This window comes from Sphingomonas corticis, assembly GCF_012035195.1.
In the GTDB taxonomy this organism is placed as follows: domain Bacteria; phylum Pseudomonadota; class Alphaproteobacteria; order Sphingomonadales; family Sphingomonadaceae; genus Sphingomonas; species Sphingomonas corticis.
The window spans coordinates 1-15,085 of sequence record NZ_JAAVJH010000012.1 but is presented as its reverse complement, the minus strand read 5'-3'; the positions used below and the strand labels follow the sequence as shown (position 1 = coordinate 15,085).

Here is a 15,085-nt window from a genome sequence, read left to right as displayed (position 1 = left end):
CGTGTGCCGAAGGGCTCGGACTCGAACCGGTGTCTGCCTTGGTGCTGCGAGTTGAACGGCTTCGGAGGCCGCGTCTCCGTTCCTGCGGCCATCAGCTCTCGGTCGTTCCCGAGGTTGTGCCGTCTGGCCGCATCGGTTCGGACCGACAAGCTCGTCCATCCGGTGAGTGCGATCCGCTTCATCGTTGGTCGCCCAGGTGCTCGCGCAGGCGCTCATGCAGTCTGGCCGGGAGCCCCACCCCGTTCCAAGTGGCGCCTCTGGCGAGCCCGCTGCGCTGCCCGTTGCGGCGCTGCCGGAGCGCGCGCAGGGCGCGTGTCCGGATCCCCGGATCGTGCTCGTCGAAGACGGCCGTCGCAGACGCCAGGACGGCGGCGGCGGCGTCGTCGCGAAGCATGCCGCTCTCCGCCAGGTTGAACACCACGTGGCGCTCGAGGCTGTCGTCGGCAGCGCTGAGGATGGTCTGCGCCACGACGGAGGGGTCAAGCGCTCCTGAGAGCGCAAGCAGGATCATGGCGCTCTCCCGTACGCTCCGCGATCCGCTCTGCACCTCCTTCGACGCGTGCCGCCTCAGTTCGGGGGCCCGCTCGACCAGTTCCTTCGGCGTCGAACCGAGGATGGCGACGGCGAGCGGCAGGAAACCGGGGCTTCTTGCCGCTGCCGCGAGGCTCAGCGCAACCTCTTGGACGGCGCTCGTCGCTCTGCCCGCCGCGAGACCGTACAAACCTTCCACCCCCTTCCGATCGAGCCAGGCGAGCACGTCCGGCCGCGTGACGTCCTCCGGTTCGATCATCTCCAGGAGCTCGGGCCTGATCGGGGACCCATGCTGATCGTCGTAGAGCTGCAGCAGGACCTCAGGTGGTCCCGGGTCCGCTCCGTAGTCCATCACCGTCCTCTCCACCGCGAACCGGATCAGGTTGCGCGGCGCGCCGGGCGACATGGCCGCGGCGCTGGCGGCGAGCCTGCTCAGCCACGACAGGTCGGCCGGGCGCTTGTGATCTCGGCTGATGGTGCGGAAATGCGGAGCGCCGACGGTTGCGATCCTCTCGTCGAAGTGCATCCCCGTCGCCCACATGGCGAGATCGGCATCCTGGAGACCCGCGGTTTCGAGCCGCGCCTCGGCCAGCCTCCAATCGTCGGCCCGGCCGAACGCGCCGCGCGCGGCGCGCTGGATCAGTTCGGCTGGATCCGCCCCTGCGTCGACCAGGTGAACCAGCGTGTCCACCGGCCATGGCAGCGGCAGCGCGAGCAGGCCGCCGAGTCGGCCGGGGTCGTTGAGCATGCCGGCCAGCTCGGCGAGCGTCTCGGCGCCGGGCGCCGCGAGGAACCCGCGTACGAGCGCCGCAACCGACCACCGGCTGGTCGGCTCCTGGTTCAGCCACTTGGCCTGAGCGGCCGCTTCGAAGGGCGGCAGCAGGAAGCGGAGGTCCGTATTCGGATTGAAGATGCCGATCTCGAGCGAGCTTTCGAGTGATCCGCCCTTCGCGAACGTCGAGAGACCGGGGAACGCCTCCCGGATGGCCCGCGTGCCCCGCCGGTCGGAGGCTCGGTCGCGCCTCGAGAACTCGGCGGCGAGGACCGTGAGGTCCGCGTTTGCGACCGCCTCGCCGTACCGGTCGAAGAGCCGAGCGCCCGCGTGCGGCGCGGCCCCGCAGGCCAGGACCTCGGCGACCTTGGACTGCTCGTCCGGCCATGCGCGCAGAGCCAGGTCGTCGGCCCAGGCGGCTTGGCGATCGACCAGTTCGACGAGGACCCGCCATGCGGCGAGGCGCTCGTGCCGATTTCCCGACGCGAGGCGTCCCTGCAGCTCCGATTTCGCGAAGGGCTCGCCGAGTTCGAAGAGGACGTCGACGAGCGAGGTCCCGGTGCCTTCCGGACCGAGCTTCAGCGCGTCCATCGCGTGGCGCGCGAGTTGCACCCGGTATCGGGGCTGATCGGCCGCGAGGCCGTCCTCCAGGAGCTCGAGAGACGTGAGGGCGCCGCGGCACGACGCGCGCGAGCTTGCGTCCTCGTCGTCCAGCCCGCGGTTCGTCGCCAGGATGGTGTCGCGGAAGAGCTCGGCGTCGGGATGGGAGAACGCCTTGCTGGCCGCGATTCGGTAGACGTGCTGCCAGTGCACCTGCCCAGCTATCGTGCGTAGGCGTTCCTGGATCAGACGGTCGGCGCCGGACATGAGGGCGGCGGCCGCGGCGTACTCCTGCAGGGACCTGACCTCGAAGGCGATGCGGCCCTCCTCGCGCTGCTCGAGGAAGACCAGACGGTCGGTCGCGGCCCTGAGGATCTCGCCGGCGATGACGCCGACCGCGTCGGGATCGTGCCCTTCGTCGAGGAGGATGTCGCTGACGAGGTCCAGCAGCTGAGCGGGCGTGACGAACGAGGAGGCCGCGCCGTCGCGCTCGGCGTCTACGTGGAGCAGGAGGCCGGCCTCGCGCAGGAGCTTGAGGATGCTGCGTCCGCGTCGCCGGACGACTTCTCCGCCTGGTCCGGGCTTCTCCTGCTCCCGCTTCATGACGACGTCCAGGTAGCCGTCGAACAGCGTCCATCGGTCGGTGGGCGCCTGCCCACGCTGGTCGATGATCTGGAACAGGATCGCGACCTGGAGGGGGCTGACGGTGAGAAGGGAGGTGGTCGTGTTCTGCACGGCCTCGCGGAGCCTCGCGAGCACGCGTTCGCGCCTCTCGGGCTCCACCAGCCGCAGCGACGCGAGCCGCTCGCCGTAGGCGAGCGCCCGTTCACCGTCGAGCCGGGTCAGTTCGAGCTTCAGGTGGTGTCTGGGATCCAGATCGTCGTTGTAGCCCTGCGGCCGGGTGGTGATGACGAGCGCCACGTCGGCGTCGAGCGGCACCGCCTCGTCCCAGAACTCGTTGATTGCACGCAGCACGTCGACGCGATTTCCGGAATCCGGCACCTCGTCCAATCCGTCGAGGGTGAGCAGCCAGGGGAAGGCGGCCAGCCATCCGCGCAGATCCTCCGGCTCGATCCTGGCGTCCGCCACCATTCCGACGTTGTCCGCCATGTGGGTGAGGAGCGACAAGCGCCGGCCGTCCGCGGCCGCCCTCCCCAGCGCGTCGGCGAAGCCCGGCAGGTCGACGCGAACGGGGTAGCGCCGCACGCCCTCGCGGGGGATGTTGAGCCGGGCGGCTCCGCGCCCGACGGACTGGAGGATCGCGGACACGTCGGGCGAGAGGCGTGGATCGTCCGCGAGGAGGCGCCAGCGCATGATCTGGCCGGCGAACTGGGCCACGGTGGACTTGCCCTGCCCCGGCCCGCCGATCAGGATCTGCCGCGACGGAGCCGGACTTCGCGCGTCCCCCTCCTTCCGCGCATGGAGCGCCGACGGTGCGAGCTTGACGGCGAACCTGTCGAGGAGGGTCGCAAGGGCGAGAGGCGCCTTTGCGATCGCGGCCGGGTCGGGGTCGGTGGCGACGAGCTCGCGATCGTGCTGCTCGAGCGCCTCGCCGGCGCATGGAAGATCGACGAAGAGGTCCTCGAGGAAGGCCGCGTCCTCTCCGACGTGACCGGCCTGCTGGAGGCGGGTTGCGCGCTGGCTGCGGAGTTCGCGCTGGAGATAGCGCGTCATCGTCTCGCCGAAGTCGGGGCTGCGCGACTTGAAGTAGCCGAACGCGGCCGAGAGCAGCTCGCGCGGGCCCAGCCAGCCGTCGTAGCTGCGCAGGAGGTCGGGGGCGCCATCGAGCAGCACCGCGATCTTGTCGGCGTGCCACACGTGCATGTCCTTGATGCCGAGCGGCCTGCCGAGCCGCTGGAAGACCTCCTCGACCTTCTGCTGCCCGCCCTTCCTTCGGGTGCCCTCGATGGAGGAGAGGCGCACGTTGCTGACGAGGACGTAGTAGTCGGGCAGCTTGCGCCCCTTCCCCACGTCGGCGTAGGCCTTGAGCTCCGCCTCGAGCTGGCGGGCGAGCCACTCGCCGTCGCTCCTGGACTCCTCCCGCTGGCGGAACTTGGCCTGCATGACGACGTGGCCGCGCCAGCGCTCGACGTCGTTGGGATACGGGAGGGTCCCCGTGTGGGAGGCCTCGCGGCCTCCGTCGGGACCGTCGCCGAAGACCATGATGCCCGGACCGAGCACCTCGGCGGCCAGGGCCTGGGCGAACTGCTCGAACGAGCGCGGGTTGAAGGCGGCGAAGGACAGATCGGGCATCGCGTTGCCTCCATGGTGAAGCTCGGCCGTTCGGCGCCTCCTTCGTCCACGACCGCAGGCGCGCGATCAAGACGGCTCGCGCGGCCGGAGGATGCGTCGCCCGGCCACGACGCCCACCCGGGGCCGATGCGGCACCGCCGGTCGACCGGCGCGACCTGCCGGGAGCCTGGACGTCGTCTAACGTGTTCGGCCCCGGTATCCGTTGGCAGCTGCTGTCCGAGCAGCGTCCAAGCATGCTTGCGCGAAGCGATCCGCATGGAGCTACCGAACCCGGGAAAGCTGAAGCGGAGGTGACGTCGGCGACGCCCCCTCGCCGCCGTGATCCCCTTCGTGGGCGGATCAGCTGTCGCCTGAGCGACGCGATCTCCGCCAATCGTCCGCCCGCGCGAGATTGGCGTCCACCCACGAACCGAGCCGTTCGACTTCGGCGATGGCGGCGAAGAGCGCTTCCCGGCTGACCGTCACGCCCGGAGCGCCGAAGAGGCCTTCCGGCCGGCCGGCGGCGATCCACGCTTCGACCTCGCGCGACTCGGCGAAGTGCGGGAGGGCGTGTCGCCGCAGCATGGCGGCGTCGTGCGCCGGACGAAGCGCGAACAGGTCCGTGCCGTGCTGCGCGCGGTTGCGAGCGAGCACGACCTGCTCGATCAGATCGAAGTCGATCCCGCTGCCCATCCAATCCGTTGCGAGGATCTCGCCGAGGGCTTCCCGATGGGCCGCCACCCAGCTTCGTCGGATGGCGCGCCTGCCCTCGTCGTCGAACTCGAAGCCGATGCGGTTGCGCTGCAGATGCCCCAGGTACAGCTTCAGCGCGTCGCTGAGGAGCGACGTGCAGCCGAGGCCGATGACCTGGATCGAGGCGTCCGCATCCATCCACTCCTGGAGGAAGGGCGGCTCGTCCTCATGGATCGGCGTCGCGTCGTACGGCGGAGCGCCCGCCTCGATCAGGCGCTTCGTCTCCTCGAAGCCGGTCACCGCCGCGTCGTAGTGCCGCCGGATGAAGCTCAGGCGTTCGCGCAGGAAGTACAGGATGTCCATTTGATCTTTCGCCGTGCTGCTGTTGTCCTCCGTGTCGCGGACGTGCCGATGGGCGAAGACCTGATGGCGGAGGCGTTTCGAATGCTTCCGACAAGAGGTGCGGTTCGCCTGCCGGGCGTGCCGGCCGCGACCTGCCTCACCTCCGGCCGCGCGCGTCCGGTGGACGAACGAGTTGCGCCGTGCCGGTAAGCAGGAGCAGCGCCTGAGCCTTCGCCGCGGCGTCCGCGCGGAAGCCGCCTTCACCCCTGACACGCTGCTCCAGATGGAACGGTCCCACCTGGATGGGGATGACGTAGCCGTTTGCAAGGCGGGCTCCGAGCGAAACGACGACGCCCTCCGGCTCCTGGGCGACGCCGTGGATCTCGTAGTGGACCGGTTCCTCGTCCGGGCGCAGCGAGTGGGCGTTGAACGGCAGCTGCGCGGCGGCTGCGACGGCGCACGCCACCGTTGACATCGCGACAGCGACGATCGTCCTGATCACGGCGGCAACCTCCTAGCTTGTGACCTCTCGCTCCCCGACAGCACAAAGCGTAACATCCCGGCCGCGTCTTGGCCCACCCGAAACGTCGCTCCCGCGGACGACGGGACGCGGCGCGGGAGAGCATGGGGGATCCGGAACGGAGCGGACCTCCACCTGCGCGGACAGCAACTGTGCCGTCTTCCAACGCTCCGGCGCGCGGAGACCCCTTTTCCGTCGCGACCGTCGGGCCACGTCGGGGAGGAGACGGGGCTGGTGCTGTCGACGACGCTGATGCGCGGGCGTCGACGCATCGGACCGGCGCTTGCGCCGTCAGGCGCGCTGGTCCAACCTCGGCCTACTCGCCCATCTCGGAGGAGGAAGGCTGTGGAAGCGGTGAGCGTCGCTGCCGATAGTGTCGCCAGCCGCGTGGTCGCCGCGAACGGGGTGGAGTTCCACCTGCTGGAGATCGGCGCCGGCCCGTTGGTGCTCTGCCTCCACGGCTTCCCCGACCACGCACGCTCCTTCGTGCCCCTGATGCGGCGGCTGGCGGCGGCGGGCTACCGCGTCGTAGCCCCGAACTTGCGTGGGTTCTGGCCCACCGGCCCTGCGCCCGACGGCTGCTACCTGCCATGGGCCACGGGAGGCGATGCCGTTGCGCTCGTCCAGGGTTTGGGGGTGGAGAAGGCGGCAGCCCTGGTGGGCCACGACTGGGGCGCCGCCGCCGCCTACGCCGCCGCCCGCACAGCGCCCGAACGCTTCGCCAGGCTCGTGGCGATGTCGGTGCCGGAGGGCGGCCGGGTCGGAGCCGCGATGGTGGCCGACCCGGTCCAGCAGAAGCGCAGCTGGTACATGTACTTCTTCCAGATGCCCATCGCCGAGGCCGCGCTCGCCCATCACGACTTCGCGCTCGTCGACCGGCTCTGGGAGGACTGGTCGCCCGGATATGCGCTGCCTGCCGAGGCTCGCGAAGACCTGAAGGCGATGTTCCGGCAGCCAGGCGTGCCGTCGCAGCTGCTCGCCTACTACCGCCAGGCCTTCTCGCCCGTGACGGCGAGACCGGAGTGGACGGAGCGGAGCTCGGCGCTTCGTGGGCCGATCACCGTGCCGACGCTCTACCTTCATGGCCGTGACGACGGCTGCATCGGGCCGGAGGTGTCGGACGGCATGGAGGCGAGCTTCGCGGCAGGGCTCACGCGCGAAGTGATTGAAGGCGGCCATTTCCTGCAGCTCGAGCGGCCGGACCTCGTTGCCGACCGCATCCTCGCCTTCCTCGAGGCGTGAGTCATGCCGCAGCGCTCGATCTTCATCACTGGCGGCGCGGGCGGCATCGGTCTCGCGACAGCGCTTCGGTTCGCCTCGGCCGGCTGGCGCGTCGGTGTCGGCGACCTTGCGGATGCGTTGGGGGGACTGCCGGTCGGTTTCGAGCGCTACGTTCACGACGTCACCGATGCGGATGCCTGGACGGACGTGCTGACGCGCTTCTCCGGCAGTTCGGACGGCGCCATCGACGTGCTCGTCAACAACGCCGGCATCCTGCGCTTCGGTTGGTTCGAGGAGCAGACGGCGGCGGCGCATGCAGCGCTCGTCGACGTCAACGTCAAGGGCGTGGTGCTTGGCGCCGGCGCCGCGCTGCCGTTCCTGCGCAGCGCGGCAGGCGGCTGCCTGATCAACATCGCCTCGCTGGCGTCGCTCCAGGCGACGCCCCGTCTCGCCGTCTATTCCGCGACCAAGTTCGCGGTGCGCGGCCTCTCCGAGGCGCTGGCCCTCGAGTGGGAGCGGCTGGGCGTGCGCGTCGCCTGTGTCGAGCCGGCCCTCATCGACACGCCCATGCTCGACCACGACGACGCCGGCGGGCTGAGCTTCCGCCGCGCCGTGGGAGGCGCGGATCTGCTTTCGGCCGAGATGGTGGCCGATGCGGTGTGGTCGGCCGCCCATGGCGACGATCTGCACTACCCCGTCGGAGCTGCTCCCGAGGCGCTGCTGCAGGAGATCGCGCCGCGGCTCGCCTTCCAAAGGCGGCAATGGCGTGAGCGCCTGGCGGCACCCTCGCAGCGCAGCTGACATCCGCCTCTCTCCCGAGCCGACCGCCACACGCGTCGGCCGAGGCGGATCCTCTTCGGTCGTCAGCGGCGCGGCGGATCGTGCGCTGGTTTGTTCCCCGTGCTTACGAGGATCGTGGCCAAGGTTGCGAGGTGCGCTTGTAGACGCGACGCCCTCATCGAGCTGACGATTCGCAACATGCCGCATGGGGATCGAACCCGTCATCTTTCTCTTGTCGAACGGCGCTCGACGCCATCCACCTCGCCCAAGGGAGGACGGCATGGACACGATGGCGAGGATCGGCGGGGCCGCCGCGGCCGAGGCTGAAGACTTCGACGTGGTGATCGTGGGCGCGGGCATCGCCGGGATCGGTTCCGCCTATCACCTGCTCACGCAGGCGCCGGGCCGGAGCTTCGTGGTGATCGAGGAGAAGTCGAGCTTCGGCGGCACGTGGTTCACGCACCGGTACCCGGGCGCCCGGTCGGACAGCGACCTTCATACGTTCGGATACGGCTTCAAACCGTGGAGCGGGCCGCCAATCGCCACGGCGTCGGAGATCCTCTCGTACATGGGCGAGGTCATCGCGGAGAACGGCCTGGACCGCTTCATCCGCTACGGCACGCGCGTCATCTCCGCCGACTGGTGCGAAGCGGATGCGCGGTGGACGCTGACGATCGAGTCCGGGGAGGGCGGCGAGCGGCGGATCGTCACAGCTTCCTTCCTGTGGATGTGCCAAGGCTACTATCGCCATTCGGCGGGTTACATGCCCGAGTGGCCGGGCATGAGCGACTTCCGCGGGATGATCGTCCATCCGCAGCACTGGCCGGATGACATCGATCTGGACGACAAGCGTGTCGTCGTGATCGGCTCGGGGGCGACGGCCGCGACGTTGATCCCGGCGCTCGCATCACGCGTGGCCCACGTGACGATGCTTCAGCGCTCGCCCGGCTACTTCACGGTCGGCCGGAACCGGAACGAACTCGCCGAGACCCTGCGCGAACTGGAGGTCGATCCGGCCTGGATCCACGAGATCGTGCGCCGTTCGATCCTCAGCGAGGGTGCGAAGAGGACGAGGGGCATCCTGGCGAACCCCGAGCGTGCGCGCGAGGAGCTTCTGAAGGCGCTCGGCGAGCATCTCGACCACGAGACGATCACGCGGCATTTCACTCCGAGCTACGATCCCTGGCGCCAGCGCATCTGCTTCGTTCCCGATGGCGACTTCTTCAAGGCGCTGGGATCCGGCCGTGCGTCCGTGGTGACCGACGAGATCGACCGGTTCGTCGAGAGCGGCCTGCTCCTCAGGTCGGGCGAGAACCTCGCCGCTGACGTGATCGTCACGGCGACCGGGTTCAGTCTCGCGGTCCTCGGCGACATCGCCTTCTCCTTGGACGGCGAGCCTTTGGATCTGTCCGCGTCGGTAACGTACCGCGGCATGATGTTCACCGGCGTGCCGAACCTGGTCTGGGTGTTCGGCTACTTCAGGGCGAGCTGGACGCTCCGCGCGGACCTCATCGGTGATTTCGTGCCGAGATTGCTGAGGCGCATGGACGAACGGGGTGCCTCGCGCGTCCGCGTCCAGCTGCGCCCGGAGGACGAGGGGATGGAGCTGGGTCCTTGGGTGGATCCCGCGGACTTCAATCCCGGATACCTGACGCGGGACATGCATCGCATGCCGAGGAGCGGCAGCAAGGCCGAGTGGCGTCATACGCAGGAGTATTGGCTGGATCGTCGGGACTTTCCGTCGATCGACCTCGACGACGCGGCGTTCTCCTATGGGTGAGAGTCGAGGTGGACGCGCGGTGCCTGCCGGAAGGCGGCGGCCGTGACGCAAGGACGCACCGACGGACTCGCGTTCCGCGGGTCGCCTCTGGCGGCGGGGACTTCCGCCGCCATGTCGCTCATGCCCGCCCTCCATCGCAGGGCGGGCTAGTCGTGGTCGGGGCTCCGCGGCGGAAGAACCGGTTCGATGCCAAGCAGGCGCAGATGCTGGACGTGGCGTCGATGGAGATCAATCGACACGGCGCGGGCGGGATGACGCTTGAGGCCGTGGCCCGGCGACTCGGCCTCGATCAATCCAGCGTGAGCTACTACTTCGGCCGGAAGGAGGATTTGGTCGCTGCGTGCCGGCAGCGCACCCTCCTCTGGAAGCTCGAGTGCGCACGGCGCGCGTCGGCCGAGCGCACCGCCGCACGACGCCTCCGGGCCTTCCTCTTCTCGCACCTGTCCCTGGTCGCCCGTTCGCGTCAGTCCGTCGACATCCCGCTGGTCCGCGTCTCGAACATCCGCGTGCCCGATGACGCCCCGCACGCACCGCTGCTGAACCTCCGTGGCGAGCTCGTCGAGGCGGTGCGAGCGCTCCTGGGCGACGAGGAGCGCGATGGGCGCGGGACGCTGTGCGCGCATCAGCTCCTTTCGGTGCTGGACACTCTCCCGACCTGGCTCGAAGCCCATACGCTGTGCGAGTTCGGCAGGTTGGGAGAGCGCCTTCTCGACGTTCTGGAGTCGGGGATCGGCATCACCTTCGATCGGGACCTGTACCTCGAGGCGCTGCCGGGGTCGGTGGACGTCACCATGCGCGACCGCTTCGGGACGGCGGCCGCGACTGTCATCGATCAACGGGGCTACCGCGGCGCGAGCGTCGATCGGATCGCCGACGAACTGGGCGTGAGCAATGGCAGCTTCTACCACCACTTCACGTCCAAGGACGAGCTGATCGAGGCGTGCTTCGACCGCAACTCCGATCTGCTCGAAAGAGCGCACGCCCGATCCGACGGCACGGCCGGTGGCGAAGGCGCCGGATTGGCGATGACCATCTCCTCCCTCGTCGCCCTCCGCCTCGGCGATGGCCCGCTTCTCGGTCTCGACGCTCACCTGGGGCTGCCGGGGGAGATGCGCGCGGAGATGGCTCGTCGGGGGGCCCGGGAGACCGTTCGGCTGGCTGGAAGGATCTCTGACGCCGTCGCGGACGGGTCCTGCAGGCCGGTGGATCCCAAAGTCGCAGCGCACGTCGTGGAGGCTCTCGTCGACGGCGCAGCCGTGGCCCCTCGATTGGTCGACGATCCCCCGTCGGAGACGATGGTCGCCCTCTACCTCGATGCGATCCGCGGGGGCCTCTGGGCGAACTCTCGATCAATCGCGGTTTCTTGCGTCGACGAGCCCGGGGATGATCTCACCTCCGCCTCGCCGGGGTGAGGCCGCTCCTCATCGCCAAGGAGCGACTCACGTGAGGTTCGCCTATCCGGCGGGTTCTGCCGCGCGGACGCCCGTGAGCGCCTCGACATGTGACGGGATCCACTCCGCGGGGCGTCGGTGTCGGCGGACGTCTGCCTGACGAGGTGTCGCGAAGGCGACATCTTCCGACCGTCCGCTGCGCGGTGGGGCACCACTACCTGTCAGACCCGGTGTGCGGGCGTGCGAGTGCGCGTCTCAGCGCCTCGGTGGTCTCCGACACCACGGTCCCGACCGCCGGCGAGACATCAGGCATGAGGAAGAAGTCGTGGATCATCGCCGGGAACTCGACATGCTCGACCGCGACCCCGGTTCGGGCCAGATGCTCGGCGAACGCGCGTCCCTCGTCCTTGAGCGGATCGTGTCCCGCGGTCACCACCAGCGCCGGCGTTCGCGACGTGCGACCACCCAGGAGGGCCCTTCCGGACTGCGCGTGGCCGCGGGCTGCGAGACAGGCGTCGAACCACGCGAGCGCGTCGCGGGTCAGCACGGGCCCATCGAGATCCCGGCGCGACGCCGTCTCTTCCTCCGGCCAGATCACCGGGTAGAGGAGAAGCTGGAGCGCGAGCCGGCATCCCCGCTCTTCGTCGAGCGAGCAGGCCACCGAGGCGGCGAGATTGCCCCCGGCGGAATCGCCGCCCACGGCGATGAGCGTGGGATCGGCGCCGAGATCTGCGGCATGCTCGAAGGCCCAGAGAGTGGCGGCGAGCGCGTCGTCGTGGGCGGCGGGGAACGGGTTCTCGGGAGCGAGCCTGTAGTCGATGGCCAACACCCGCAGGTCGGCCCCGGCCGCCAACCTGCGGCAATGGCCGTCATGCGTGTCGAGGTCGCCGAGCACGAAGCCGCCCCCGTGGAAGTAGACCAGAAGGGCCGACCGAGGCTCCGCCGTCCGGGGTGTGTAGAGCCGCGCCGGACGGTGGCCCGCCCCGCCGAGGACTTGCAGATCGAGCGCGTCGACGTCGTCCGGGGGGCTCAGGTCCTGCTGGTGGCGACGCGCCTTGTAGCCCGCCCTCACCATTTGGACCGGAAGACCGCCGACTGGAAGTCGCGGCTGCTTGCGCGCGATCTCCGCCTCTTCGGCGAGCATCCGCTGAAAGTGTGTGTCGATCCCCGTCATCCCGGCACGCCTAGGGCGCCATCGCGCGGTGGGTTGGCGATGGCGATCGAACCGGCGCCCCCGTTCGATGCCACCGCCCTTCGAAGTCGGCGCCCTGCGGGTTCCGGATCGCCTCGCGAACCCCGCCCCGGCTCGTCGCGCAGGCATCGAACCCGATGCGACGTTTCCTGGCTTCCGCCGCATCGCCACGGTGGGGAGGCCTCAATTTGACCGCAAAGGTGCCCGCGGCTCCGCCTCATCGCTGGCAGGTTCTTTCGCATGCGATGTCTTCTCTCGGCTTCGGATCGGGCGCAGCGGGACCAGCGGGTTCGGACGCTGGCGACCTCGACACGACGGCCGATGCTGCACCCTGGAACGTTGTTCGCAAAGCGGATCCCTCCAAGCTGGCGAAGACCTGGTCGCCGCGACGCCCCTGGAGGTCGGCCGGGTCGGGCCCGGCATTGACCACCGACCGCAGCCGCCGTGCCCGTGGGTGTCAGCGGCTTTCGGCGGGATCCTGACGGAGGCGCCCCGTGCGCCAGTACAGGTCCAGTTCGTCGCATGAGGCGAAGCCGAGCGCAGCGGCGAAGTCCTCGTTGATGAGCCTCACGGCCCGGCCGCTCGCGTCGAACGCGGCGAGCGCCCTGCTGCACTCACTGCCGCGCTCGAACCGGGAGAGTGTGGCTGGGCTCACCCCCGCCCTGGCGGCGCACTGTTCCAAGGTGAGTCCCAAGCTCCGCCGCCGGTCACGCAGCAGGGTGAGCGGCGGATGCTGCGCATAGGCGTCCGTCTCCTTGCGCTTGAAATCGAAGCTCTCGATGTCGACGTCGAGGACGAAGCAGATCCGGTTTAGGACGCACGCGGTCGGCAGCCGTCCTGCCTCGAGCCTGTAGACGGTTTCGCGCACGACGCCGGCCTTCTTGGCGAGACGCGCCTGCGTCATCCCCTTCGCCTTTCGCGCGGCCAGGAGGGCTTCGCCGATCCGCTTTCCCGTCACGGTCGCCATGGAAGAAATATGAGACTTCCTTTCAGCAAAGGCAAGCGGACGCTCCCGTATTGTCGGCATGGCCGCCACGCGGATCTCGGCTCGTCCGCCTGCAAGGACGGAACTGTCCACCTCGGGGCCTGTCGCGCCGCCCGCGGAGGCGGAGCTCGTGCGTCTGCTGGCGCGGCAGGCGGCGGCCGAGTACGTCCGCTCCGCGTTGCGCGACGGCGGCGATCGTCCATAATCGAGATCGGAGGACGATGCGCAATGTCGTTGAGGATCGCCATCTACGCGCGGCACAGCACGGACAAGCAGAACCCGATGTCGAGCGTCGATCAGGTGGCGGCGTGCCAGGTCCTCGTCGACAGGCTGGGCGGCCGCCTCGTGGAAACCTACGCCGATCCGGAGATCTCCGGATATCGGCGCGACCGTCCGGGGCTGAACCGTCTGCTGGCGGACGTGAGGAACGAAAGGATCGACGTCGTCGTCTGCGAAGCGCTCGATCGGATCGCGCGCGATGGCGAGGACATCAGCTGGATCGGGAAGAAGCTCCGCTTCGACCGGGTCAAGCTCCACACCGCGACGGAAGGCGAGATCGACGAGGTCAAGCTGGCGGTCGCCGGCCTCCTCGGATCCATGTTCCAGTCGAACCTCAAGCAGAAGACCCTGCGCGGCATGAAGGCGGCGGTCCTGGCCGGTCGCTTCGCCGGTGGGAGGGCGTACGGCTATCGCCGCTCGGACCAGATCGGCGAGGGCGGCGAGGTCGTCCGAGGGGTCATGCGGGTGCACGACGGCGAGGCCGAGGTCGTCCGCCGCATCCTGCGGGAGTTCGCCGCGGGGCGATCCTCCCTTCAGATCGCCACCGCGCTGAACGCCGACGGCGTGCCGGGGCCGCGCGGGGGCGAATGGAACGCATCGACGGTCCGGGGAGACCCGCGCAAGCACGTGGGCATCCTCACGAACCCGCTGTACCGTGGGCGGCTGATCTGGGGACGGCGCGAGTGGCGCAAGGATCCGGACTCCGACAGGCGTGAACGCCGTTACCGGTTGCGCGACCCGTCCGAATGGGTCGAGGTCGATGTGCCGGATCTGAGGATCGTCGACGCCGATCTCGCGAGACGGGTGGACGCGGAGTTGGAGCGTCGCTCACGGCCGGTCGACGCGGCCGGCACCGCGTCGCGACGTCGGGGCCGGCATCTCCTCTCGGGCTTGATCATCTGCGGCGCGTGCGGCTCCCGGTTCACGATCGTCGGCAGGGACTATTACCGTTGCGCGCGCAACCGCGAGCGCGGCACGTGCGCGAACACCGCCTCGATCCGCCGCTCGGTCGTCGAGGAGGCGGCGCTTTCGGCGTTGCAGGATCGACTTCTCACGCCGGAGTTCGCCAAGCTGTTCGCGGACGAGTTCAATCGCGAGGTCCGGCGGCTCGTGGCGACGCGGCAGGACCGCGATGCGGATCTTCGCGCCCGGCTGTCCGAGCTCGATGCCGAGATCGGGAACCTTACGACACACTTCCTCAAGGGCGTCGTGAGTGACGCCCTCACCGCGCTGCTCGCCGATCGCGAAGCCGAGCGGGCCAGGGTGGTCGCTCAGCTCCGCGGAGGTGAGGCTGCGGACGAACCGCGCATCCTTCCTCATCCGACGCTCGTGAAGAGGTTCGAGGCCAAGGTCGCGCGCCTGCGCGAGGCGCTGACCGAGGAGGGCACGCGGGAGGAGGCGGCCGCGGTGATCCGGGAACTGATCACCTCCGTCACCATCGTGCCGCAGGAAGCGGGCGTGTCGGCCGATGTCGAGGCCTCGGCCGGGCGCCTCATCGACTTCGCCACGCAGGACAGAAGGGCGCCCTCTCGGGCGCCCTCCAGTTCGCTAGCGGTGGTTGCGGGGACAGGATTTGAACCTGTGACCTTCAGGTTATGAGCCTGACGAGCTACCGGGCTGCTCCACCCCGCGTCGAGGTAATGTCCGCAAGGATGCGGTGTGTGGTGTGCCTTGTGGTGGGAAGGCGGGTGAACGGGTTCTTCTGGGTACGCAGGCTGCAATGCCTGGCGACGACCTACTCTTCCATCGCTTGAGCGATAGTACCAT

At 69.4% G+C, this 15,085-nt stretch carries 10 protein-coding genes and 1 tRNA gene; 5 read left to right on the top strand and 6 right to left on the bottom strand.

Annotation, left to right across the window (positions count from 1 at the left end):
• Positions 1 to 178: 178 nt before the first annotated feature.
• The 3 genes from HBH26_RS15640 to HBH26_RS15630 form a co-directional block, all read right to left on the bottom strand.
• Positions 179 to 4,156 carry an NACHT domain-containing protein gene (locus tag HBH26_RS15640; RefSeq protein ID WP_168135577.1) on the bottom strand — a complete coding sequence of 1,326 codons (3,978 nt, stop codon included), beginning with the start codon at positions 4,154 to 4,156 and terminating at the stop codon, positions 179 to 181.
• Between the two features lie 339 nt (positions 4,157 to 4,495).
• The gene (locus tag HBH26_RS15635; RefSeq protein WP_168135576.1) at positions 4,496 to 5,434 is read right to left on the bottom strand and encodes a hypothetical protein; all 939 of its coding nucleotides are present in this window, start codon (positions 5,432 to 5,434) and stop codon (positions 4,496 to 4,498) included.
• On the bottom strand, positions 5,328 to 5,672 hold the full coding sequence (locus HBH26_RS15630; protein WP_168135575.1) for a hypothetical protein: 345 nt from the start codon (positions 5,670 to 5,672) through the stop codon (positions 5,328 to 5,330). Before HBH26_RS15630 ends, HBH26_RS15635 begins: the two co-directional genes overlap by 107 nt.
• A 363-nt stretch (positions 5,673 to 6,035) precedes the next feature.
• On the opposite strand from HBH26_RS15630, the gene HBH26_RS15625 reads away from it, so the two are divergent.
• From HBH26_RS15625 to HBH26_RS15610, 4 genes are all read left to right on the top strand, one after another.
• A complete protein-coding gene (locus HBH26_RS15625) occupies positions 6,036 to 6,932 on the top strand; it encodes an alpha/beta fold hydrolase (protein WP_209308614.1) in 897 nt (298 codons plus the stop codon).
• A 3-nt stretch (positions 6,933 to 6,935) separates the two neighbouring features.
• Positions 6,936 to 7,712 carry an SDR family NAD(P)-dependent oxidoreductase gene (locus tag HBH26_RS15620; protein WP_168135574.1) on the top strand — a complete coding sequence of 259 codons (777 nt, stop codon included), beginning with the start codon at positions 6,936 to 6,938 and terminating at the stop codon, positions 7,710 to 7,712.
• 259 nt (positions 7,713 to 7,971) lie between these two features.
• On the top strand, positions 7,972 to 9,471 hold the full coding sequence (locus tag HBH26_RS15615) for a flavin-containing monooxygenase (protein WP_168135573.1): 1,500 nt from the start codon (positions 7,972 to 7,974) through the stop codon (positions 9,469 to 9,471).
• Positions 9,472 to 9,674: 203 nt separating this feature from the next.
• Positions 9,675 to 10,883, top strand: coding sequence for a TetR/AcrR family transcriptional regulator (locus tag HBH26_RS15610; protein ID WP_168135572.1), 1,209 nt, complete (start codon positions 9,675 to 9,677; stop codon positions 10,881 to 10,883).
• Positions 10,884 to 11,076: 193 nt separating this feature from the next.
• On the opposite strand, the gene HBH26_RS15605 is transcribed toward HBH26_RS15610, so the two are convergent.
• Positions 11,077 to 12,036: an alpha/beta hydrolase gene (locus HBH26_RS15605; RefSeq protein ID WP_168135571.1), complete on the bottom strand. Its 960-nt coding sequence runs from the start codon at positions 12,034 to 12,036 to the stop codon at positions 11,077 to 11,079.
• Positions 12,037 to 12,511: 475 nt separating this feature from the next.
• Complete coding sequence (locus tag HBH26_RS21310) at positions 12,512 to 13,021, bottom strand: helix-turn-helix domain-containing protein (protein WP_275402981.1); 510 nt, start codon at positions 13,019 to 13,021, stop codon at positions 12,512 to 12,514.
• Positions 13,022 to 13,030: 9 nt separating this feature from the next.
• On the opposite strand from HBH26_RS21310, the gene HBH26_RS21305 reads away from it, so the two are divergent.
• The gene (locus tag HBH26_RS21305; RefSeq protein ID WP_420824994.1) at positions 13,031 to 14,917 is read left to right on the top strand and encodes a recombinase family protein; all 1,887 of its coding nucleotides are present in this window, start codon (positions 13,031 to 13,033) and stop codon (positions 14,915 to 14,917) included.
• Here HBH26_RS21305 and HBH26_RS15590 read toward each other — a convergent pair.
• A tRNA-Met gene (locus HBH26_RS15590) sits at positions 14,874 to 14,950 on the bottom strand. The genes HBH26_RS21305 and HBH26_RS15590 overlap by 44 nt on opposite strands.
• Positions 14,951 to 15,085: the final 135 nt, after the last annotated feature.